The organism is Bradyrhizobium sp. SZCCT0153 (assembly GCF_018129995.1).
GTDB classification, from domain to species: domain Bacteria; phylum Pseudomonadota; class Alphaproteobacteria; order Rhizobiales; family Xanthobacteraceae; genus Bradyrhizobium; species Bradyrhizobium japonicum_G.
The window spans coordinates 1,103,352-1,122,964 of record NZ_JAFCKS010000001.1; the positions used below are offsets into that span (position 1 = coordinate 1,103,352).

At 64.5% G+C, this 19,613-nt stretch carries 20 protein-coding genes; 9 read left to right on the forward strand and 11 right to left on the reverse strand.

The window, feature by feature from the left end; all coding sequences use genetic code 11:
- Positions 1-101 precede the first annotated feature (101 nt).
- On the reverse strand, positions 102-1,652 hold the full coding sequence (locus JQ572_RS05420; protein WP_211381917.1) for an ABC transporter substrate-binding protein: 1,551 nt from the start codon (positions 1,650-1,652) through the stop codon (positions 102-104).
- A gap of 215 nt (positions 1,653-1,867) precedes the next feature.
- Here JQ572_RS05420 and JQ572_RS05425 point away from each other — a divergent pair, with 215 nt between their 5' ends.
- The 3 genes from JQ572_RS05425 to JQ572_RS05435 all read left to right on the forward strand — a co-directional run bounded on the left by JQ572_RS05425 (position 1,868) and on the right by JQ572_RS05435 (position 4,025).
- Positions 1,868-2,506: a TetR/AcrR family transcriptional regulator gene (locus JQ572_RS05425; RefSeq protein ID WP_211381918.1), complete on the forward strand. Its 639-nt coding sequence runs from the start codon at positions 1,868-1,870 to the stop codon at positions 2,504-2,506.
- Positions 2,507-2,760: 254 nt separating this feature from the next.
- A complete protein-coding gene (locus tag JQ572_RS05430; protein WP_211381919.1) occupies positions 2,761-3,423 on the forward strand; it encodes a DUF3313 domain-containing protein in 663 nt (220 codons plus the stop codon).
- A 32-nt stretch (positions 3,424-3,455) separates the two neighbouring features.
- Positions 3,456-4,025, forward strand: a complete 570-nt coding sequence (locus JQ572_RS05435) for a DUF2147 domain-containing protein (RefSeq protein WP_211381920.1) — start codon at positions 3,456-3,458, stop codon at positions 4,023-4,025.
- 3 nt (positions 4,026-4,028) lie between these two features.
- Here JQ572_RS05435 and JQ572_RS05440 read toward each other — a convergent pair whose 3' ends face one another.
- The gene (locus JQ572_RS05440) at positions 4,029-4,340 is read right to left on the reverse strand and encodes a hypothetical protein (RefSeq protein WP_211381921.1); all 312 of its coding nucleotides are present in this window, start codon (positions 4,338-4,340) and stop codon (positions 4,029-4,031) included.
- A 181-nt stretch (positions 4,341-4,521) separates the two neighbouring features.
- On the opposite strand from JQ572_RS05440, the gene irr reads away from it, so the two are divergent.
- Positions 4,522-5,004 carry a Fur family transcriptional regulator Irr gene (gene irr / locus JQ572_RS05445; RefSeq protein ID WP_249128821.1) on the forward strand — a complete coding sequence of 161 codons (483 nt, stop codon included), beginning with the start codon at positions 4,522-4,524 and terminating at the stop codon, positions 5,002-5,004.
- Positions 5,005-5,022: 18 nt separating this feature from the next.
- Here the strand turns inward: irr and JQ572_RS05450 are convergent, their stop codons facing one another.
- Positions 5,023-6,573 carry a winged helix-turn-helix domain-containing tetratricopeptide repeat protein gene (locus JQ572_RS05450; protein ID WP_211381922.1) on the reverse strand — a complete coding sequence of 517 codons (1,551 nt, stop codon included), beginning with the start codon at positions 6,571-6,573 and terminating at the stop codon, positions 5,023-5,025.
- 133 nt (positions 6,574-6,706) lie between these two features.
- Here JQ572_RS05450 and mddA point away from each other — a divergent pair, with 133 nt between their 5' ends.
- Positions 6,707-7,495 carry a methanethiol S-methyltransferase gene (gene mddA / locus JQ572_RS05455; RefSeq protein ID WP_211381923.1) on the forward strand — a complete coding sequence of 263 codons (789 nt, stop codon included), beginning with the start codon at positions 6,707-6,709 and terminating at the stop codon, positions 7,493-7,495.
- Between the two features lie 206 nt (positions 7,496-7,701).
- The gene (locus tag JQ572_RS05460) at positions 7,702-8,124 is read left to right on the forward strand and encodes a GFA family protein (RefSeq protein ID WP_211381924.1); all 423 of its coding nucleotides are present in this window, start codon (positions 7,702-7,704) and stop codon (positions 8,122-8,124) included.
- Between the two features lie 55 nt (positions 8,125-8,179).
- Here JQ572_RS05460 and JQ572_RS05465 read toward each other — a convergent pair whose 3' ends face one another.
- Positions 8,180-9,733, reverse strand: coding sequence for a winged helix-turn-helix domain-containing tetratricopeptide repeat protein (locus tag JQ572_RS05465; protein WP_211381925.1), 1,554 nt, complete (start codon positions 9,731-9,733; stop codon positions 8,180-8,182).
- Positions 9,734-10,137: 404 nt separating this feature from the next.
- Between JQ572_RS05465 and pcaB the strand changes: the two genes are divergently transcribed.
- Together pcaB and JQ572_RS05475 are read left to right on the forward strand one after the other, a co-directional pair.
- A complete protein-coding gene (pcaB, locus tag JQ572_RS05470) occupies positions 10,138-11,499 on the forward strand; it encodes a 3-carboxy-cis,cis-muconate cycloisomerase (protein WP_211381926.1) in 1,362 nt (453 codons plus the stop codon).
- 112 nt (positions 11,500-11,611) lie between these two features.
- On the forward strand, positions 11,612-12,868 hold the full coding sequence (locus tag JQ572_RS05475) for an aminopeptidase (protein WP_211381927.1): 1,257 nt from the start codon (positions 11,612-11,614) through the stop codon (positions 12,866-12,868).
- Between the two features lie 9 nt (positions 12,869-12,877).
- Here JQ572_RS05475 and JQ572_RS05480 read toward each other — a convergent pair whose 3' ends face one another.
- Complete coding sequence (locus tag JQ572_RS05480) at positions 12,878-13,432, reverse strand: hypothetical protein (protein WP_211381928.1); 555 nt, start codon at positions 13,430-13,432, stop codon at positions 12,878-12,880.
- A gap of 237 nt (positions 13,433-13,669) precedes the next feature.
- Between JQ572_RS05480 and JQ572_RS05485 the strand changes: the two genes are divergently transcribed.
- Positions 13,670-14,125 carry a cupin domain-containing protein gene (locus tag JQ572_RS05485; protein WP_211381929.1) on the forward strand — a complete coding sequence of 152 codons (456 nt, stop codon included), beginning with the start codon at positions 13,670-13,672 and terminating at the stop codon, positions 14,123-14,125.
- A 70-nt stretch (positions 14,126-14,195) separates the two neighbouring features.
- Here JQ572_RS05485 and JQ572_RS05490 read toward each other — a convergent pair whose 3' ends face one another.
- The 6 genes from JQ572_RS05490 to JQ572_RS05515 form a co-directional block, all read right to left on the reverse strand.
- Complete coding sequence (locus JQ572_RS05490; RefSeq protein WP_211381930.1) at positions 14,196-15,248, reverse strand: amidohydrolase family protein; 1,053 nt, start codon at positions 15,246-15,248, stop codon at positions 14,196-14,198.
- Positions 15,249-15,362: 114 nt separating this feature from the next.
- Complete coding sequence (locus JQ572_RS05495) at positions 15,363-15,884, reverse strand: hypothetical protein (RefSeq protein WP_211381931.1); 522 nt, start codon at positions 15,882-15,884, stop codon at positions 15,363-15,365.
- Between the two features lie 65 nt (positions 15,885-15,949).
- Entirely contained in the window at positions 15,950-16,762 is an 813-nt protein-coding gene (locus JQ572_RS05500) for an MBL fold metallo-hydrolase (RefSeq protein WP_211381932.1), read from the reverse strand.
- Positions 16,763-16,867: 105 nt separating this feature from the next.
- Positions 16,868-17,191: a type II toxin-antitoxin system VapC family toxin gene (locus JQ572_RS05505; RefSeq protein WP_249128822.1), complete on the reverse strand. Its 324-nt coding sequence runs from the start codon at positions 17,189-17,191 to the stop codon at positions 16,868-16,870.
- Between the two features lie 43 nt (positions 17,192-17,234).
- Positions 17,235-18,761, reverse strand: a complete 1,527-nt coding sequence (locus tag JQ572_RS05510; RefSeq protein ID WP_211381933.1) for a permease — start codon at positions 18,759-18,761, stop codon at positions 17,235-17,237.
- Positions 18,758-19,507 carry an ABC transporter ATP-binding protein gene (locus JQ572_RS05515; RefSeq protein WP_211381934.1) on the reverse strand — a complete coding sequence of 250 codons (750 nt, stop codon included), beginning with the start codon at positions 19,505-19,507 and terminating at the stop codon, positions 18,758-18,760. The genes JQ572_RS05510 and JQ572_RS05515 overlap by 4 nt, the downstream gene beginning before the upstream one ends.
- Positions 19,508-19,613 lie beyond the last annotated feature (106 nt).

The window sequence follows — 19,613 nt, forward strand, 5'->3', positions numbered from 1 at the left end:
GGACGCCGAGTGGAGAGAGCTCTCTCCCGCCGCGCTCTGCGAGCGCGTCGACCTCCCCCGCATGCGAGGGAGGTGAAGCAAGCGTGCGGCGCGAATCATCGCTACTTGTCGAGCCATGCGTCCTTGAAACCGTCATTGACGCCGATGCCGGTGGTGATCAGGTTCTTGACCTTGCAGCGCATGATGGTTGGGAATTGCAATTCGAGCATCCAGGCCACCGGCACGTCCTCGACCAGGATCTTCTGCGCCTTCTCGTAGATCTCCTCGCGCTTGGAATCCGAGGTCGCGACGGCGCCATCGGCGAACAGCTTGTCGATCTCCGGGTTGGAGTAGCCCTCGACATTGTTGAACACCTGGCCCTTGGCGATGGCGCTGGAGACGTAGTTGCGCCCGACACCGAGGGCTGGATCGCCGTACTGGTAGAGATATGTGAAGGCGATGTCGTAGTCCCAGTCGCCGATCTTCTGGTTGCCGCCGGCAACGTCGGTGGCGATCGTCTCGATGTTCATGCCGACGTCCTGGAGGTTCTGCTTCACGGCTTCACCCCAGCGCTGCCAGGTCTCGCCATAGGCGAGCGGCAGCAGGCGGATCTTCTCGCCCTTGTAGCCGGCCTCCTTCAGCAGCGCCTTGGCCTTGGCCGGATCGTACGGATATTTCGGCACGTCGGCGGTGTAGTACTTGATGCTCGAGGCGGACGGGCCGGTCGCGACCTTGCCGAGCCCGTTCCAGATCACGTCCTTGGCGAAATCCCGGTCGATCGCATACATGATCGCCTGCCGCACCCGCTTGTCGGCGAGCGGGCCCTGGCGGTTGTTGAGCCACAGCCAGGCCAGCGGCGAGAAGAACTCCCAGCCGGCGCCGGTGACGCAAGTGTCCTTCAGCTTGGACAGCCGCGGCACGTCGAAGTTCTCGACCGAGCCGCCGGGCAGCACGTCGACCTTGCCGGTCTCGTAGGCCACCGAGCGCGCCGCAGCGTCGGGGATGATCTGCCAGTAGATCTCGTCGATATAGGGCTTGCCCTTTTCGTAATAGTTCGGGTTCTTGACCAGGCGAATGAACGAGCCCTTCTGCCATTCCTTGAACATGAAGGGACCGGTGCCCACCGGCGCGTTGTTGTAAGGGTTGGTCTTCCAGTCGGTGCCTTCATACAGATGCTTGGGCACCATCGGCATCGAGCCGACCTCGAAGATGCCGAGGAACGGGCCGAACGGCTGCTTCAGTGTGAACACCACCGTGTAATCGTCGGGCGCTTCGATCTTGTCGACCTGCGCGAGGTTGTTGCGGGCACGCGCATGCGTTTGCTTCAGCATCTCGACCGAGAACAGCACGTCGGCGGCGGTGAAGGGCTTGCCGTCATGCCAGGTCACGCCCTTCCTGAGCTTGAATGTGTAGGTTTTCGCGTCCTCGCTGACGCTCCAGCTCTCGGCGAGCTCCGGCTGCGGTTCGAGCTTCGGGCTGTAGCGAAGCAGGCCTTCGAAGATGTTGCCCGCCACCATCTGCACCGGGCCGTTCTGGACCATCGCCAGCATCAGGCCGGGCGGCTCGGGCTGGATCACGGCGTTGATCACACCCCCCGTTTTTGGCTCTTGCGCCAGCGCCGAGGCCGTGAGGCCGCAAGCCAGGAGAAGACCAAGCAACACTCGTTTTGGCATGTCGTATCTTTCTCAAACGAGGCCGGCCGCAAGCGCTTCGCACGTTGTGGCGCGCAAAGCTACGGCCGGCCCATCCCAGTCCCCATCCGAGATCGAAGCTCACATAGTCCCGTTCGGCGCCGCAAGATGAAAGTCTCGACAGTGTTCGCACAAAAAATGTACAGCGCGTCCTGTTTTCACTTGATTCATTCTCCTGTCACGGAGACAAGTCCGCCATGGACAATGCCACGCGCTCCGAACGGTCCCGCAACGCTGCGCTCGATGCGGCGACCAGGATCATTGCGCGCGACGGGCCCGGCCGGCTGACGCTCGATGCCATCGCGCGCGAGAGCGGTCTGAGCAAGGGCGGCGTCATGCACCAGTTCCGCACCAAGGAGGCCGTGCTCAAGGCGCTCCTGGAGCGGCAGATGGATCATTTCGAGGAGTTCTCGCTCCGTTATATGGCGAAGGTCAGTGGGACCTCGGCCAATCCCCACCTGGCGACGCAGCTTGCCACCGTACGCGAAGCGGCCACGTCGCCGAATTCCGCAGCGCTGGCGCTTGTTGCGGCCATGGTCGAAAATCCCGGTCTGATGGTGCTGCCGCGCGAGCGTGAGTTGAAGCGGGTGGAGGCGATCAAGGCGGAGGCCGCCGATCCCGAGCTCGCGCTGTTGCGCTGGGCCGCGGCGCGGGGACTGTTGTTGAGCTCGCTGTTCGGCATGTCGCCGCTTGGCAAGGACGAGCACCAGCGGCTGTTCGCGCGCCTGCTCGATGACGATCAGTGGCGTCCTCTCGAAAAGGCGGCGAAGGTCCGCACGGCCAAGTCCGGCGCAGCGCCGGCGGCAAAGGCCGCAACCCCGCGCAAGCGCGCCTGATGCATCGTTAACGAATTCCGACCGGCGCCTGCCCAAAACCGCGCCTGCGGCCAAAGGTGCCAGACCGTCATTTTCGCACTTTACAAACCAACTGGTCGGTTTTATAAGCGGAAACACTGAGACGGCCCAAGGCTTCTGAAATGGCCCCGGACGATGCCTTGGGCCGGCAATGGTGAGCGCCGCAGCCGCGTCTGGTCCCAAAACGCGGCTGCGGTCCCCATAGCCCTTGCTGAAAGCCGCTAGAGGAGTCTGGAATGGATCGCTCGATCGCCCTGCGCGGTCCGGGAATGCTGGTGCTTTGCGCGGCCGCGGCCGGCTGCGCCTCGGTCGCGCCCGTGCCCTATTCGGAGATGGCGTCCTCGGCCTACATGGCCCCGGACAAATCGGACGCCTCCGGCCGCGTGCCCTACCGCTATTCCACCCAGGTGGACTGGCGCGCGTACCATAAGGTGATCCTCGATCCCGTCGTGGTCTACCGCGGCAAGGATCACCAGTTCGGCGACATGTCCGACAAGGACAAGGCGACGCTCGCCGCCTACATGCAGAATTCATTCGCCGAGCGGCTGCGCGGCCGTTTCGCGTTGGTGCGCGAGCGCGGACCGAACACGCTGCGGATCAGGCTGACGCTCACCGGCGCCGTCACCAACACGCCGGTGCTCGGCACGCTCTCACGCTTCGACCTCGCCGGCGCCGTCTACAACGGCGTGCAGGCCGCGCGCGACGGTGAGGGGACGATGACCGGCTCGGTCGTCTACGGCGTCGAGATCTTCGACGCCACGACCTCGCGCCTGCTCTCGGCCTACGTCACCAAGCAATACCCGGGCGCCTACGACATCAAGGCTACGGCCGGCTCGCTCGCCGCCGCCACCGCCGGCCTCGACAAGGGCGCCGACGCGCTGATGGCGCAACTCAACTGACGCCGCAATCCACCCAACGAAAGGTGCTGCCGATGAACTTCTTGCTCCGCTTCGTGCTGCGCGTCGCGATCACCGTCGTGATGATGATCATCGGCGGCCGCGCCGGCGCTGCCGCGCCCACTGATCCAAGCGGCACCTGGCTGGTCGAGGACGGCCGCGCCCGCATTCGGCTCGAACGCTGCGGTCCGTCGCGCGAGCGCATCTGCGGCTTCATCGTCTGGATGAAGGAGCCGGCCGACAAGCGCGGCCAGCCTTATCGCGACAAGGAAAACCCTGATGCAGACAAGCGCGCCCGCGCGCTGCTCGGCCACCAGCTCATCATGGGCCTGCAGGCGACGGCAGAGGGGCGGTTTGCCGGCGACATCTACAATGCCGAGGACGGCAAGTTCTACTCGGTCTCGCTGTGGCGCGAATCCCCCGACCGCCTCAAGCTCAAGGGATGCCTGATCAAGTTCCTGTGCCAGACCCAGACCTGGCAGCAGACTCTTGACGTCCAGCCCGGCCAGCTGGTCGGCCTGACCGGCGATCTCAACGGCCCCCGCGCCGACAAGGAATGGGCGCAAGTGCCGGCACCGAAGCCGGTACAGGCGAAGGGGAAGTAGTCTTCACGACGATCGCAGCGCCCGCCGCAACTCATCGAGGGCGTCTGCGAGTTGCTCGCGGTGCGCGATGTCATCCTTGGGGAGGGCAGCGACGCTGCCTGCGAGCTCGCGCAGGATGCTGGCGAGCAGGCCGAAGTTGATGTGCAGATGCACCGACTTGCGTTCGTCGGCCGCGCCCGGATGTTGCAGCACCAGCGCGACGCCGCTCCCGTCGAGCCGTGCCTCGAACCGCGATGAGTGCTCGAAGGTGCCGACATAGAACTTGTCGGGATATTCGATCGCGATCTCTGCCTTGTCGGGAACCGGACGGGACATGTGAACCTCATCGATGCCTCTCATTTTGGCCGGGAATAAACCGGGCCGCCTTGCGATAGGTCAGAGGCGTCCGCTTCCGGATTTGATCCGGATCAAAGCCAAGTCGCCGTTTCTGCGATCGAGTGGCAACTGGCCGGACGCCGCGTTGCGTGCCCTGGTTCTTTCAGCCGTGAGACGATCGATGGATATGCAGGCCACGACTATCCCTGCGGGCGACGACAGCGGCCCGGACGTCGTCGCGCCGGAGCCGGATGAGGGCGTGCAGCGCTGCCTGCAATTGCTGGGCGATGCCGGTCTGCGCCCGACGCGCCAGCGCCTGGCGCTCGGCCAATTGCTGTTCCTGCGCGGCCACCGGCACGTCACCGCCGAGGGACTCCATGAAGAGGCGATGGCGGCGAACGCGTACCTGTCGCTCGCGACCGTCTACAACACGCTGAACCAGTTCACCGAAGCCGGCCTGTTGCGCCGGACCGCCGCCGACGGCATCAAGTCGTTCTTCGACACCGATACGTCCGTGCACCCGCACTTCTACCTCGAAGGCGAGGATCTGCTGGTCGACGTCGCCGACGGTCTGACCTTCACCAAGCTGCCCGAGGCGCTTCCCGGCCACGAGATCGCGCGGCTCGACGTCATCGTCCATCTGCGCCGGAAGCGCGCGACGTAGGGGCGGCAGGACGATGTTCTAGCGTAATCCGGCCCGCCGGAATCCCTCCAGATAGTGCTCCCGATCGGCCTCATTGGCCCACGGCAATTGCGTCGCGATCCAATGCAGCGAAATGCCCGGCTGGGTACGGCGGAGCTCGTCCAGCGCCGTCTCCGCAAGCATCCCGTCGCCGGTCATGCCGGCTGAAACCGCGAGCACGCGGTAAGCGCCGGTGAGATCGCCGCGGTGGCGGATCGCCTCGCGCGCGAGCGTGATGGCTTCGTCATAGCGCCGCTCGGTGAAGCGCGCGTAGCCGGCAATGCCGTAGTAGATCGCCAGCGACGGATCGCGCGGTGAGAGCCGGATCGCTCTTTGTGCAGCGTCGAACGATTCGCTTGATCGCCCGGCGTAGGACAGCGCCAGGGCGTAATAGCCCTGCGCCAGCGAGAAATTCGGGTTGAGCGCGAGCGCCTGCTCGAACTCGGATAACGCGTCGGAAAGCCTGCGCGTCGAGAAAAAGACGCTGCCGAGCGCGGCATGCGCCCAGGCATCCTCGTGGTCGCAGCGCACCGCGGCGAGCGCGGCAGCCTCTGCGATCGGCACCGTCGTGGCAAGCTCCGCCCAGCCGAGATGTACGCCGAACATGTGGCTTGCCGCGAGCACCGAGAGCGCCTGGCCGTAGTTCGAGTCGATGGCAATGGCGCGTTCGAGCAAGGTCTGTGCGGCCGCGTGATCCTGTCGCGTCACCCGCCAGTAATGCGACAGGGCGCGCATCAACAGGTCCCAGGCGTCAAGGCTTGCGGGAGGCTTACGGTCGGCGCGAAAATTCTCCGCCGCATGGATCTGCGGCTCGATCGCCGCGACGATCGCGTTGGTGATGTCGTCCTGCACGGCGAAGACGTCGCCGAGCTCGCGGTCGTAGCGTTCGGCCCAGAGATGACTGCCGGTGGTGGCGTCGTTGAGCTGTGCGGTGATGCGCACGCGATTGTCCGCCTTGCGCACGCTGCCTTCGACGATGTAACGGACGCCGAGCTCCTCGGCGATCTGCCTGATATGGACCGAGCGTCCCTTGTAGGTGAAGGACGAGTTGCGGGCGATCACCATGAACCAGCGTTGCTTCGATAGCGCCGTGAGAATGTCCTCGCTGATCCCGTCGCCGAAATATTCCTGCGCGGGATCGCCGCTCATGTTCTCGAAAGCGAGCACCGCGATCGCCGGCCGGTCGGTCACGACCCGTGAGGGAGCAGGGCCGGGTTCCTCTGGCGCAAGAGTTGTTGCCCCATCTTCCCGGGCTTCGCCGACGAAACGGAAGCCCTTGCGCGGAATAGTCTTGATCAGCCGCTGCGTTGCGCCGTCGTCGCCAAGCGCCTTGCGCGCGGCGTTGATCCGGCTGTTCAGCGCGGAGTCCGAGACGATGCGGTCGCTCCAGATCTCGCTGATCAGGTCATCCTTGCTGACCACACGGGCACGCTGCGCGACGAGGTAGAGCAGGAGATCGAACACCTGCGGCTGTAGCGGCACGGGGGTGCCGCCGCAGGTCAGCTCCCGCAGATCGCCGTCGAGCACGTTGTTTTCAAAGAGAAATCGCACGTTTCTGTCGTCTCAAGCAAAAATCAAAGTCGTCTCAGGCGAAAATCAACCATCCGCGAAAGCATGGGGACCTCCGAACCGGCATGGTGAGAAGACCAAATAGTGCCGATGCCTCGGCACAACGGAGCGTTCTATGACCCAATTTGAACATCAGGTTTATTCCATCGGCCCGGAGGTTGCGGGCTCACGCATTTTCAAGTTCATCGCCTTTCTATACGGAATTGCGGCATATCTCGTGTTTTTCGTCACTATTCTCTACGCCATCGGCTTCGTCATGGGGCTGGTGGTGCCGAAGACCATCGACACCGGAACCGACACGCCGACGGCCGAGGCCGTCATCATCAACCTGCTGCTGATGGCATTGTTTGCCGTTCAGCACAGCGTGATGGCGCGCCGGCAGTTCAAGGCGTGGTGGACGCAATTCGTCCCCAAGCCGGTCGAGCGCAGCACTTATGTGCTGTTTGCGAGCCTGTCATTGCTGCTCCTGTTCTGGCAATGGCGTCCGCTGCCATCGGTCATCTGGGATGTCGGAAATCCGGATCTTGCCGTGACGGTGGTCACGCTGTCCTTCGCGGGCTGGATCCTGGTGTTCACCTCGACGTTCATCATCAATCACTTCGAGCTGTTCGGATTGCACCAGGTCACCAATCATCTCGTCGGCAAGGAGGAGACGCCGCCACGCTTCAAGACGCCGCTGCTCTACAAGTTCGTCCGCCATCCGATTTATCTCGGTTTCATCGTCGCGTTCTGGGCGGCGCCGGTCATGACCGCAGGCCATCTGCTGTTCGCGGCCGTGACCACGCTCTACATCTTCGTCGGCATCGCGCTGGAGGAGCATGACCTCGTCGATCTCTTCGGCGACGAGTACCGGCAGTACAAACAACGGGTGTCGATGCTTATTCCCTGGCGCAGATCGATATAGCGCTCGCGTCGTTCCGTCGCGTCCGCCGAAAGGAGGATGCGCGGCGGAACGATGACGCGTAACGGACCTTGCCGGACTGCAGTCTTCACGTCCATCGGGGTGATTCCCCCCTCATCCCGACGCCTCTCCCCGCATCCGCTTTGCCGAGTTATCGGCGGACAGGAGCGGGGAGAGGAATTCAACCCTTCATCAACGGAGACGACCCAATGAAACACGTCGGAAATTGCTTCTGTGGCGCGGTCACGATCGAGGTCACGGGTGCGCCGGAGGCGATGGGCTATTGCCATTGCCGTTCCTGCCGCTCGTGGTCGGGCGGCCCGGTTAACGCATTCAGCCTTTGGAAGCCCGAGGCTGTGCGCATCACCGAAGGCGCTCAGAACGTCGAGACGTTTGCCAAGACGCCGCTCAGCCAGCGCAAATATTGCCGGAAGTGCGGCGGCCATCTCATGACGAACCACCCGCCACTCGGCCTGGTCGACGTCTTCACCGCCACGATCCCCACGCTCGCATTCGCGCCCGGCGTCCACGTCAACTACGCCGAGACGGTTCTGCCGATGCGCGACGGCCTGCCCAAGCTGAAGGATTTTCCGGCCGAGTTCGGCGGCAGCGGCGAGATGATGCAGGAATAGACTTTCTTCGCCTCTCCCCGCAAGCGCACTGCAAGCGGGGAGAGGGAGAAGTCGTTCACATCCCCGCGCGCCGAAACCCTTCCAGATAATGCGCGCGATCCTCGTCCCGCAGCATGGGCAGCTCGCGCGTGATCCAGGCGAGCGAAATGCCGGGTTGGGCGCGGCGCAGGCCTTCCAGCGCCGCAGCCGAGAGCGCGGTGTCCCCCGACATGCCGGCGGCGGCCGTCAGCACGCGATGTGCGCCGACGAAATCGGCGCGTTGTCGCATCGATTCCCGCGCCATCTGCACGGCTCCTTCGTAGTCGCGGCCTATGAATCGAGCATAGGCGGAAACGCCGCAATAGATCGCCGCGAGCGGGTCGCGAGGGCTCAGCCGCAGCGCGCGGCGCGCGGCGGCATCGCCGTCCTGCCACCGCCCCGCGTAGCACAACGTCACGCCATAGAAGGCGTGCGCCATCGCAAAATTCGGGTTGAGCTGCAGCGCCAGTTCGAACTCCGCCAGCGCGTCATCGAAGCGGCGGCGGAAAAGATAAGCATAGGCGAGGCCGTGATGGGCCCAGGCATCCTCGCGATCAGCCTCCACCGCGGCGAGCGCCGCGCGTTCGGCGAGCGGCACGGTCGCAGCCATGTCGGCCCAGCCCATATGCGCGCCGAAGATATGGCTGGTCGCGAGCAGGCCGAGCGCCTTGCCATAGGCGGGGTCGATCGCGACCGCCTTTTCGAGCAGGTCCTGCGCGGCGGCATTGTCCTCGCGGGTGATGCGCCAGTAACGCGACAACGCGCGCATCACGAGGTCCCAGGCATCCAGGCTGCCCGGTGGCTTCTGCTGGGCGCGAAAACTCTCGGCCGTATAGAGCTGCGGCTCGATCGCGGCGACGATCGCCTCGGTGATTTCGTCCTGCACGGCGAAGACGTCGGCAAGCTCGCGATCGTAGCGTTCGGCCCAGAGATGGCTGCCGGTCGAGACGTCGTTGAGCTGGGCCGAGATACGCAGGCGCTCGCCGCTCCGCCTCACGCTGCCTTCGACCACGTACCGCACCCCGAGCTCGCGCGCGACGTCGTGCATGTGCACGGCGCGGCCCTTGTAGACGAAGGAGGAATTGCGCGCGACGACGAAGAACCAGCGAAGTTTCGACAGCGCGGTGATGATGTCCTCGCTGATGCCGTCGGAAAAGTAATCCTGCTCGCGGTCGCCGCTCATGTTGGTGAAGGGCAGGACCGCGATTGCGGGCCGGTCGGGCAACGCGAGCATGGACTGAGTCTGCGCGACGCGGCCAAGATCCGAGGCGACCGCCCCAAGCTGCGTCTGGACATTGCCGACGAAACGAAAGCCTTTGCGGGCGATGGTGCGGATCAGCGCCTGGCTTGCGCCGCTGTCGCCGATCGCCTTGCGTGCCGCATTGATGCGGCTGGTCAGCGTGGATTCGGAGACACTGCGCCCATGCCAGATCTTGTCGATCAGCTCGTCCTTGCTCACCACCCGGTCGCGGTTTTCCATGAGATGGACGACGAGATCGAAGACCTGTGGCTCCACGGCAATGGGAACCTGCTCGCGGCTCAGCTCGCGCAGGTCGGTGTCGAGGAGATGATCCCGGAACAGAAACTGCACGTCGAAAACTCAGACCTCACAATAGGTTCGGCAATGATGAAATCAAAATGGATTTCGACACGAAGTCTGTGAGTCTAACGAGAGGTCTGCCCGGTTCACCACGATCGCGTGATGGCAGCCATGCGGTTTTCGGAGGGAAATACAACCGCGACGAGAATGCGACGATTTGAGCCGGATGGCCGCGGGCTACGTACCGGATCGGATCTTCCTGTTCTTGCCGCCGTCACCCTGAGGTGGCCGCTTTCTTCAGCGGCCACCCCGGGATGACGGAGCTGACAACTCGACACGCGCCTGCGAGAGCATCGCACACCACTGAGTGTGCGCCGAACACTGAATGTCCTTTGCCGAACAGGGTGGCCTGCGTAAGCTACCCTTCATACAACACCAACCACGAAGAAACGCCCATGCCCGCTTTTTCCGCCGCGACCACCGTGATCGATTCCATGCTGTTCCGCGATGCCTTCGGCACGCCGCAGATGCGGGAGATATTTTCCGATGTCGCGACGCTCGCGCGCTATGCCGAGGTCGAGGTGGCGCTGGCGAAGGCGGAGGCGAAGTGCGGCGTGATTCCGCAGGAAGCCGCCGATCAGATCGCGGCGCGGACCGACGTTGCCGCGCTCGATTTCGATCTGCTGCGCCAGGAGACCGACGTGGTCGGCTACCCCATCCTTCCGCTCGTGCATCAGATGGTGAAGCAATGCGGCGATGCCGGCCGCTATGTGCATTGGGGCGCGACCACGCAGGACATCATGGACACCGCCGTGGTGCTGCAATTGCGCGCCGGGCTGGATATCGTCGCGCACGACATCGCCGAGCTGCGCAGGATCCTCGCCGAGCTCTCGAAGCGCTACCGCGACACGCCGATGGCGGGCCGCACCCATCTCCAGCAGGCGCTGCCGGTCACCTTCGGCTACAAGACCGCGATCTGGCTCGCGATGTTCGATCGCCATGCCGAGCGTCTGGCGCAATTGAAGCCGCGCGTCCTGGTCGGCCAGTTCGCCGGCGCTGCCGGAACGCTGGCCTCGCTCGGCGACAAGGGCTTCGAGGTGCAGGAGGCGCTCTGCGCCGAGCTGAAGCTCGGCGTTCCCGCCTCGACCTGGCATGTCGCTCGCGACGGCTTTGCCGAGGCCGTGAACTTCCTCGCGCTCGTCACTGGCTCGCTCGGCAAGATCGCGCTCGACGTCATGATCATGGCTTCGACTGAATTCGCAGAGGTCTACGAGCCCTTCGTCAAGGGGCGCGGCGCCTCCTCGACCATGCCGCAGAAACGCAACCCGATCTCCTCGGAACTGATGCTCGCCGCGTCCAAGGCGGTGCGCCAGCACGCCGGACTCATGCTGGATGCCATGGTGCAGGATTTCGAGCGCGCCACCGGCCCCTGGCACGCCGAATGGATGGCGATCCCCGAAAGCTTCGTGCTGACCGCCGGCGCCCTGCACCAGGCGAAGTTCGCGCTCGCAGGCCTCGTCGTGGACGAAACAAAGATGAACGACAATCTCGCCATCAGTCGCGGCCTGATCGTGGCCGAAGCTGTCATGATGGGGCTCGCGCCGCAGATCGGGCGGCAGGAAGCGCATGACGTGGTCTATGACGCTTGCAGGCTCGCCAACGAGAAGGGTCTGACGCTGGCGGACGCGCTCTCGTCCGACGCCCGCGTCTCTGTCAGGATCGACCGTGCCGGGATCGAGGCGCTTACTTCACCGAAAAATTACCTCGGCCTTGCTCCCGCCATGGTCGACCGGGTGCTGAAATCGGCAACGCGTTGAAAACCAAAATGCGTGAAACTGCGTATCTCTCCGTGCCGCAAGGTGCTCGCGCACTTGCGCCTTGCGATGCTAGACTTAAATTGGACGAGAGAGCTTCGGCAGAGGACCCCGCATGACTGATCACCGCAATTCCACCACTCCCATCGATCCTGCGAAGCTCGACCGGCTGGCCGAGGTGGCGGTGAAGGTGGGCCTGGGCTTGCGGCCGGGCCAGGATCTGCTCTTGACGGCGCCCGCGATCGCGTTGCCGCTGGTGCGACGGATCGCCGTGCATGCCTACAAGGCCGGCGCCGGCATCGTGACGCCGATTCTCTCCGACGAGGAGATGACGCTGGCGCGCTATCGCCACGGCCACGACAACAGCTTCGATCGCGCCGCCAACTGGCTCTACGAGGGCATGGCCAAGGCGTTCTCGGACAACACCGCGCGGCTCGCCATCGTCGGCGACAATCCGATGCTGCTGTCGGGCGAGGATCCGTCCAAGGTGGCGCGAGCCAGCAAGGCCAATTCGATGGCCTATCAGCCGGCGCTGGAAAAAATCGTCAATTTCGACACCAACTGGAACATCATCGCCTATCCGAGCCCGTCCTGGGCCAGGCAGGTATTTCCCAACGATCCCGAAGACGTCGCGATCGGCAAGCTCGCCGATGCGATCTTCGCGGCTTCGCGCGTCGATCGCGAGGACGCGATGGGCAACTGGGCGAGCCACAATGCGGTGCTGCGCGAGCGCACCAACTGGCTCAACGGCCAGCGTTTTCGCGCGCTCCAATACGCAGGTCCCGGCATCGACCTCACCATCGGGCTTGCCGACGGGCACGAGTGGGAGGGCGGCGCCTCGCTGTCCAAGAACGGCATCAGCTGCAACGCCAACATCCCGACCGAAGAGGTTTTCACCACGCCGCATTGCCGTCGCGTCTACGGCCATGTCGTGAGCTCGAAGCCGTTGTCCTACCAGGGCACGCTGATCGACAACATCGCGGTGCGCTTCGAGGACGGCAGGATCGTCGATGCCAAGGCCTCGCGCGGTGCGGAGGTGCTGAACAAGGTGCTCGACACCGACGAGGGCGCGCGGCGTCTCGGGGAAGTGGCGCTGGTGCCGCATTCCTCGCCGATCTCGCAGAGCGGGCTGCTGTTCTACAACACGCTGTTCGACGAGAACGCGGCATCTCACATCGCGCTCGGCCAGTGCTATTCGAAGTGCTTCGTCAACGGCGCCCAGCTCACGCCGCAGCAGATCGCGGCGCAAGGCGGCAACCAGAGCCTCATCCATATCGACTGGATGATCGGCTCGGCCGAGACCGACATCGACGGCATTCTTGCCGACGGCAGCAAGGTGCCGGTATTCCGCAAGGGCGAGTGGGCGAAGTAGGATTTTTCCTCAGGCCGCCGCGTTGCGCCGCATCGGGCTGTTGTCGATGCTGAAGCGGTTGAATAGCGTCGTGAATGGGCTGCCGTCGGTGGCCCGCACGATGGCGTCGGAGGCAGCCACTGCGTCGTAGAGCGCGCCGACCGGATCGTTCACCTCCGGCAGGTCGAGCGCGCTGCGGATTTCCTCGCGCGCCTCGTTGACGTCGTCCTCGTCGTCGAGTGTCGCTTCCAGCGCATCCGCCGCGCGCCGCATCTCGGCGAGATCGCCGCCGGTGGAGAATTTCAGGATGTCGAGCCAATAGGGTCGGGCGACGACGAGCTGGACCCACGCCTCGAAATCCTCCGCGATAATTCCCGCGCGGCCTTCCGACGAGACGTAGAGCACGTTCTGCGACGGGAGCAGCACGAACGCGCCGCCGGAGCCGTCACTGCCGATGTGCAGGGGGCTTTCGATGCCGTCGACGGTGAACCAGGTCTCCTCTTCGGCTGCGAAGGAGACATCGAGGCTGCCGAGCCAGGCGACGGCCTCGCTGTTGGCTGCGAGGACCTCGGGAGTGAGGGGCATCGGCATGGCTCCTTTCAGATCGTTCCGCGCATTTTGTCGCACCCCGGAAAAGACGGGTTCATCTGCGCGAAATTGCAGGGAAATCGCGACGTTAACCGCTTCGCATCTGCAACTTGCGGCTGATTGTCGGGGCCCGCGTAAGAAAGAATTAAAAGCCGGCTACTAGCGTTCCAAACATCTTTCGAAACAATCCGGGCCGAGACCCGGCCGGTCATATTATATCCCTTGGGGAGACAGATGTCGCGCGCATTGATTGAAATCAGTAGTTGCAACGTTGAGCTCGAGCTGCGGCCGATCGAGCCGTCCTGGATCATCGAGGGCAATCCGGTATCGCGCTCGCACATCCTGTCCACCAGCGCCGACGGCACCGCTTCGACCATCATCTGGGCCTGCACCGAAGGGCGCTTCAACTGGTATTACGACATCGACGAGACGATCATGATCATGGAAGGGTCGATCGTGCTCGAAAGCGACGGCATGCCGCCGAAGCGCTACGGTCCGGGCGACGTCATTTTCTTCCGCGATGGCGCGCATGCCAAATGGCATGTCGAGGGACACGTCAAGAAGATCGCCTTCTGCCGCAAGACCAATCCCGTGATGATCGGCTTCCTGATCCGCGTCGTCAACAGGCTCAAGCGGATGTTCGTCTCCGCCGGCGAACGCCGCCCCGCCTCGCTGATGGGGGCCGGCTAGTTTTTAAGGACGCTTCCCAGCGGCCACGACGGAAGAGGGGTCGGGATCAATATCCCGGCCCTTTTTCTCGTCATGACGGCCGTTCGAGCCGGTAGACATCGGTCGCGGTCTGTGAGAACAGCGCCGTCTTCTCGGCCTCACTCAAGGGCGCCGCGATGCGCTTGAAGGCGTTGAAGATCACCTGATAGCTGCACTGGCCCTTGTCCGGCGGGAAATTGCTCTCGAACATCGCCCGCGTGGGTCCAAACGCGTCGATGCAGGTCTCGACATAGGGTCGCCAGGCCGCAGCAAGCTCTTCGGATGACGGCGGCCTCTCGCGCAGATGGAAGTCGTAGCCGAGCAGGCACATCGCGAGCCCGCCGAGCTTCACCACCACGTTCTCACACTTCGCGATCTCCTGGATCGACGCGCGCCACTGCGGAAACACCTCCTCGCGCCGCCCCGCAAAGCGGCCGACGCCTGCCGGGCCGCCGCAATGGTCGAGCACGATCCTGGTGCCCGGAAAGGCGCGCGCGAGCCCGGTCAGCTCGTCGATCTGCGGATGGAACAGCCAGGCATCGAAGCTCAGATTCAGCGGTGCGAGGCAGGCAAAACCCTTGCGGAAGGTCGGGTCCTGCAACAGTCTCTTCGGCCGGTTCGCATACATGCCGGCGACGGCGGGATCCTTGTCCCAGGCCGAGGAATGCCGGATGCCGCGGAAACGGCCGTTGCCTGCCGCGATCTCGGCTTCCAGCACCGGCTTCGCTGCATCGCCCAGCAGCAAATTCACGTGGCTGACGATGCCGGCGCAGATCGCGGCCTTGCCGTAACCGCCGCTCGCGCTCATCGCGGCGACGCCATTGGCGAACTCGACCTCGCCGACGGGCTGGAATGCTTCGGGCCCGTGTGCGCGATACATCGAGCGGCAGTCGACGTAGACGGTGGCGACGATGTTGTGGCCCGAGGCGATGTCCGCCGCCATCTCCTCGATCAGATAGCGGTGCCCGCGATTCCAGAGGTGGTGATGGGGATCGACGATCGGCCGAGCCGAATCGATGATCTCCTCCTGATATTGCGCGAGCCAGTCCTCGCGCGGCTCGACGAACAGCCCGCTCGTATTGGCGGGCAGACCGCTTGCAGCCATCGGCGTTCGCTCCTTTTATTCTCTTGTGGTGGGAGCCTAGCACCTCATCTCTTTGCGCAGCAGCGCACGTTGCGCAACCGCGCTCCTCATCGCGAGCACAGCGGGGCGCCGTCGTCAGATACTCCGCCGCTTCGCCCTTACATCGACCACGAGCCGCCAATTGGCTGCGGCGGCCGGCTTGACCTCGCCGAGCCAATGGAAGGAATCGCCGGTGATCTCGGTAAACCTCCAGCGCGTCAGGTCTCCGGCTTCGGTGACGCCTTCCTGCACGATGTCCTCGCCCTGCGGGCGCCCGACCTGCTGGCGGAACACGCTGCGGCCGGGATCGAACCAGGAGATCCTCCACGCATCGATGGTCGGATCGTAGACCCGCAGCGTCGTGCCGTACCAGTTGCCGGCGATCGGCAACGCCGGGCTGCCCGCGAGGCGGGGGATGATCCAGACGTCCTGGACGGCGCGGCCCTCCAGCACCCAGCCAAAATGGATTTCGCCGGCCGCGGTGTGTTTCGTCCCGTCCGGACCGTGGGCGGTGATCTCGGCGTCCCAATCGCCGACGAAGCGGCCGTAAAGCTGCAGCGCCGCCGCGTGCTCTGGGTTCGGTCCGTCCGCGTGCAACAATCTCGCAAAGTCGGTCATGTCGATCTCCTGTCGTGGGGAGAGCAGCACGACCGGCCGGCAGCCGACTTGGAGAAAATTGCGCGTCAGGCCCCGTCGAGGATGATCACAGTCGGCTTCGACGGCAGCGCATCCCGGGACATGCGGAAGGAGCGCTCGGTGCGGTGGTCGATCTCGAACTGCTGGCCGATGCGGCGCATGAAGTCGTCGAGCGGGGTGGCGAAGCGATGCATCGGCAGCACCACCGAGGCGCGCAGCCGCCTGGTGATATCGGAGACGCCGTCGAGCGACATGGTGTAGGTGCCGTCGATCGGCACCATCACGATGTCGAGCCGCCCGATCTGGGCGAAATGGCTGTCGTCGAGCTTGTGGTGGAGATGACCGAGATGGCCGATGCAGAGGCCCGCGACCTCGAAGATGAAGATCGAATTGCCGTCGCGGATCATGTCGGCGCCGGCATCGTCGCCGACATAGCGGCGGATGTCGGTGGTGACGTTGCGGATGAAGGTGTCGCCGATACGTTCCGACACGATGGCCGGCTTGCCGTCCTCGCCCCAGCCATGCAGCACATGGGGAATGCGCTTGTCGGGATATAAGGAGTAGTGCGTGCTGTGCGCGCGGTTCATGGTGACGACATCGGGCAGCCGTCCGACCTGGTAGGCGCCGCTGTAGTCGGTGGCGATGCGCAAGCCGCCAGGCGTGTCGATGAAATAGGTGGAGTGGCCGGCATAGGTGATCTCGACCTCGGCCGAGCTGGCGGCCTGCCGGAACGCGACCGGCATGGCGCGCGGCGCCGCATTCGCCATCGCCAGACACTCGCTGCGCTGTGGCTGCTGGGCGAGGGCAGGTGCGGCGACCCAGCCAAGAAACGCGAAGACCGCCAAGATTAGTCGATACATAGCAGACCGTCCGTCACTCAAGCAGCGATCCAGACAGTGTATCGTCGAATCCGGCCGCGGTCATGTCGCGCTAGGGCAGCCGCGCCAATCCGCCGCTTGCCTCGATCAATTCACGGCCTTCTTGTCGAAAGACACGAACGTGTCGGCCCCAAGCCAGTTTCCTTCGTGGGCAATGACGCCATCGGCAAAATCGCCTCCGGCTTCGAGAAAGGCCAATCCAGCTTCGGCCAACGGGCGATTGACGGCCGCATTGGCGGCATTGAGAAAGTGCCGGATGGAAGCTGCGATATCGTCAGCGGAAATCCTGTAGCCTCGTGAGAGAACCCAGCTCAGCTCACAGAGTGCTGAGATCGAGATGGCCACCACGTCGGGCTTCTTGATAATGGCTTCGGCTGCCTTACTCTGCTCGGCATCATCTTCGTAAGGCAAAATGGCCTTACATTCAAGAGAAGGCAGATCTTCTGAAAGGCCCTCACTCCCGCCGCGGGCTGAATTTCCACGTGATGGCGACGAGCCCTGCGGTGATCAGGCCGCTGATGATGCCGGCAAGCGGCAGCGCGAGCAGAAGCGCGGCGCTGGCAGCCCAGCCGATGGAGGAGAAGGCTTCGGCAAACGTCGCAAGCCGCGACGAGGTCTGGCGGCGGCGGAATTGGCTGCGCCGGGCCTGAACCCGGAACCAGAGCTGGATCGCGGTGGCTGAGGCCGCGCTGATGACAACGGCACCGGCACTGACCGCGGCCTGGAGCGGCGAGGCAAAGGCGAGCGCCGTGACCAGCGGGCAGAAGATGACGGCGATCGCGATCAGCACCACCTCGATCTTGGCGCGGGTGACGCCGGATGGTGTCAACGGTGCGGTCGCGACCAGATCGGGCGCGTCCTCGCCCGAGATCGTCAGCCAGGCGAGCCCTCCTGCGAGCTGTCCCGCCGCCATGACGATAACCGGCGTAATCAACGTCAGCGCCGCGGAACTGTCGGCAAAGCTGCGCCAGAGCAGCAGCGCCGGCGGCACCAGATAGAGCAGCTGCATCAGGGTCTGCGAGACCAGCCAGGGATCACGCCAGAGCAGCGAAAATTCCTTGCGCCGCAGCGCCCGCTGCCGCGATCCGCCGCGGAACGGGCGTTCCTTCGCACCTTGGCGACCGGACTTGCCGTAAGCGGCGGCATCGATCGCAGTATCGGCGAAGCGGCCCGAGAAGATCGCCATGACGCTCCCGAGCAGCACGAGGCCGAGCGCCAGAAGCAGCAGCAGCGGCCCACCGTCGCCCATCGCCGCCCGCGCGGGCCACCACCAGAAGCTGTCGACGTCGGGGGCATGGTCAGCCACGCTACCCGAGGTCAGGATGGTGAAGCGCGACAGGGTGCCGTAGGACATGATTGCCGCGACCTGGAGCGCGATCACAAAGCCGGCGCCGATGATCGCGGCCAGGATCTGGGCTATGAGCCGCGTGCGCGCCGGGCCGATCAGCCGGAACAGCAGGATGGTGACCGCAATCGCGACCGCCGCGGCCGACAGGCCCATGGCGACGACGAGGCCGAACGCCGCAAGCCAGCGCGCGCCGCCCCCGAACACCAGCACGTCGATGAAGGGCATCGAGAACAGCAGCGCCATCACCGTGACGGAGAGCGCGATCGCGGCGATGCGCACCGAGAACAGATTGGCCAGCGTCGCGGGCGAGGACATGATGAGGTCGAGATCGGCACGGGCGTAAAACACCCGCGTCACCGATTCGATCGCCTGCGACACCATCAAGGTCCAGGCCAGAAAGATCGTCGCGGAGATCACGATCAGCGCGGATTTGTCGAGCGGCAAATACAGGTCGGCGAACCGGCCGATCACGGCCCAGGCGGGCACGTGCAGCAGCGCTGCGAAGAACAGCAGGCCGATCACCGCGGCACGCGTTCGCTTGCGCCGCCCCCCGGTCATCATGGCGAACCATTCGCGCCAGGCGAGCCGGAGCTCGTGGCGGGCAAACCAGGAGAGCGCGGTCGCCGAGCTCATGCGGCTTCCTGGAGCGTCACCAAGGCGATGAAGAGATCTTCCAGGCTGGTGTCGCCGTGACCGTTCTGCTGGCGCAGCTCGGTAAGCGTGCCCTCCGCAACCAGGCGGCCGGAGGCGATCACGCCGATGCGGTCGGCCATGCGTTCGGCAACCTCGAGGATATGCGTGGTCATGATGATGGTGCAGCCGGCCTTGACGCGCTCGCTCAGGAGACCCTTCACATGGCGCGCGGAGACGGCGTCGAGGCCGGTCAGGGGTTCGTCGAGAATGATGAGGCGGGGATCGTGCACGAGCGCGCCGGCGAGAGCGACCTTCTGGCGCATGCCCTTGGAAAAGCCCTCGCAGCGTTCGTGCCGGTGCGGCTCGAGCCCGAGCGAGCTCAAGAGCTCCTGCGCGACCGGTTCCGAGACCGATGGCGCGATGCCCCAGAGGCCGGCGACGAATTCGAGATATTCGAGCGGGGTGAGCTTGTCATAGATCATGGGCTCGTCGGACACCCACGCCATCACCTGCTTGGCGGCGACGGGATTCTGGAGCGCGTCGATGCCGAAGATCGAGACCGCGCCGGCATCGGGCCTGAGCAGGCCTGCAACCATGCGCAAAGTGGTGGTCTTGCCGGCGCCATTGGGGCCGACCAGCGCGTAGAATTCGCCGGCATGGATGGTGAGATCGAGGCTATCGACCGCCAGGCGGTCAAAACGCTTCGTTAACCCCAGGACTTCCAGCGCCGATCTGTCGGGCTTCATGACGGGCCACACCATCCGGTTTTGCATTGCTCGCGACCATGACCTGAAGATGTTTCGGCACGGTGAATCGCGTTGCCGCAAATTCCGTCATCCGGATTGGACTAAA

Excerpts from the sequence above, each read along its gene's own strand:
- JQ572_RS05420 (WP_211381917.1), bottom strand. The coding sequence starts at position 1,652 with ATGCCAAAACGAGTGTTGCTTGGTCTTCTCCTGGCTTGCGGCCTCACG.
- JQ572_RS05460 (WP_211381924.1), top strand. The coding sequence starts at position 7,702 with ATGAAACACGTCGGAAATTGCTTCTGTGGCGCGGTCACGATCGAGGTC.
- JQ572_RS05475 (WP_211381927.1), top strand. The coding sequence starts at position 11,612 with ATGACTGATCACCGCAATTCCACCACTCCCATCGATCCTGCGAAGCTC.
- JQ572_RS05495 (WP_211381931.1), bottom strand. The coding sequence starts at position 15,884 with ATGACCGACTTTGCGAGATTGTTGCACGCGGACGGACCGAACCCAGAG.
- JQ572_RS05430 (WP_211381919.1), top strand. The coding sequence starts at position 2,761 with ATGGATCGCTCGATCGCCCTGCGCGGTCCGGGAATGCTGGTGCTTTGC.
- JQ572_RS05480 (WP_211381928.1), bottom strand. The coding sequence starts at position 13,432 with ATGCCCCTCACTCCCGAGGTCCTCGCAGCCAACAGCGAGGCCGTCGCC.
- JQ572_RS05485 (WP_211381929.1), top strand. The coding sequence starts at position 13,670 with ATGTCGCGCGCATTGATTGAAATCAGTAGTTGCAACGTTGAGCTCGAG.
- JQ572_RS05490 (WP_211381930.1), bottom strand. The coding sequence starts at position 15,248 with ATGGCTGCAAGCGGTCTGCCCGCCAATACGAGCGGGCTGTTCGTCGAG.
- mddA (WP_211381923.1), top strand. The coding sequence starts at position 6,707 with ATGACCCAATTTGAACATCAGGTTTATTCCATCGGCCCGGAGGTTGCG.
- JQ572_RS05435 (WP_211381920.1), top strand. The coding sequence starts at position 3,456 with ATGAACTTCTTGCTCCGCTTCGTGCTGCGCGTCGCGATCACCGTCGTG.
- pcaB (WP_211381926.1), top strand. The coding sequence starts at position 10,138 with ATGCCCGCTTTTTCCGCCGCGACCACCGTGATCGATTCCATGCTGTTC.
- JQ572_RS05515 (WP_211381934.1), bottom strand. The coding sequence starts at position 19,507 with ATGAAGCCCGACAGATCGGCGCTGGAAGTCCTGGGGTTAACGAAGCGT.
- irr (WP_249128821.1), top strand. The coding sequence starts at position 4,522 with ATGGATATGCAGGCCACGACTATCCCTGCGGGCGACGACAGCGGCCCG.
- JQ572_RS05440 (WP_211381921.1), bottom strand. The coding sequence starts at position 4,340 with ATGTCCCGTCCGGTTCCCGACAAGGCAGAGATCGCGATCGAATATCCC.
- JQ572_RS05510 (WP_211381933.1), bottom strand. The coding sequence starts at position 18,761 with ATGAGCTCGGCGACCGCGCTCTCCTGGTTTGCCCGCCACGAGCTCCGG.
- JQ572_RS05425 (WP_211381918.1), top strand. The coding sequence starts at position 1,868 with ATGGACAATGCCACGCGCTCCGAACGGTCCCGCAACGCTGCGCTCGAT.
- JQ572_RS05500 (WP_211381932.1), bottom strand. The coding sequence starts at position 16,762 with ATGTATCGACTAATCTTGGCGGTCTTCGCGTTTCTTGGCTGGGTCGCC.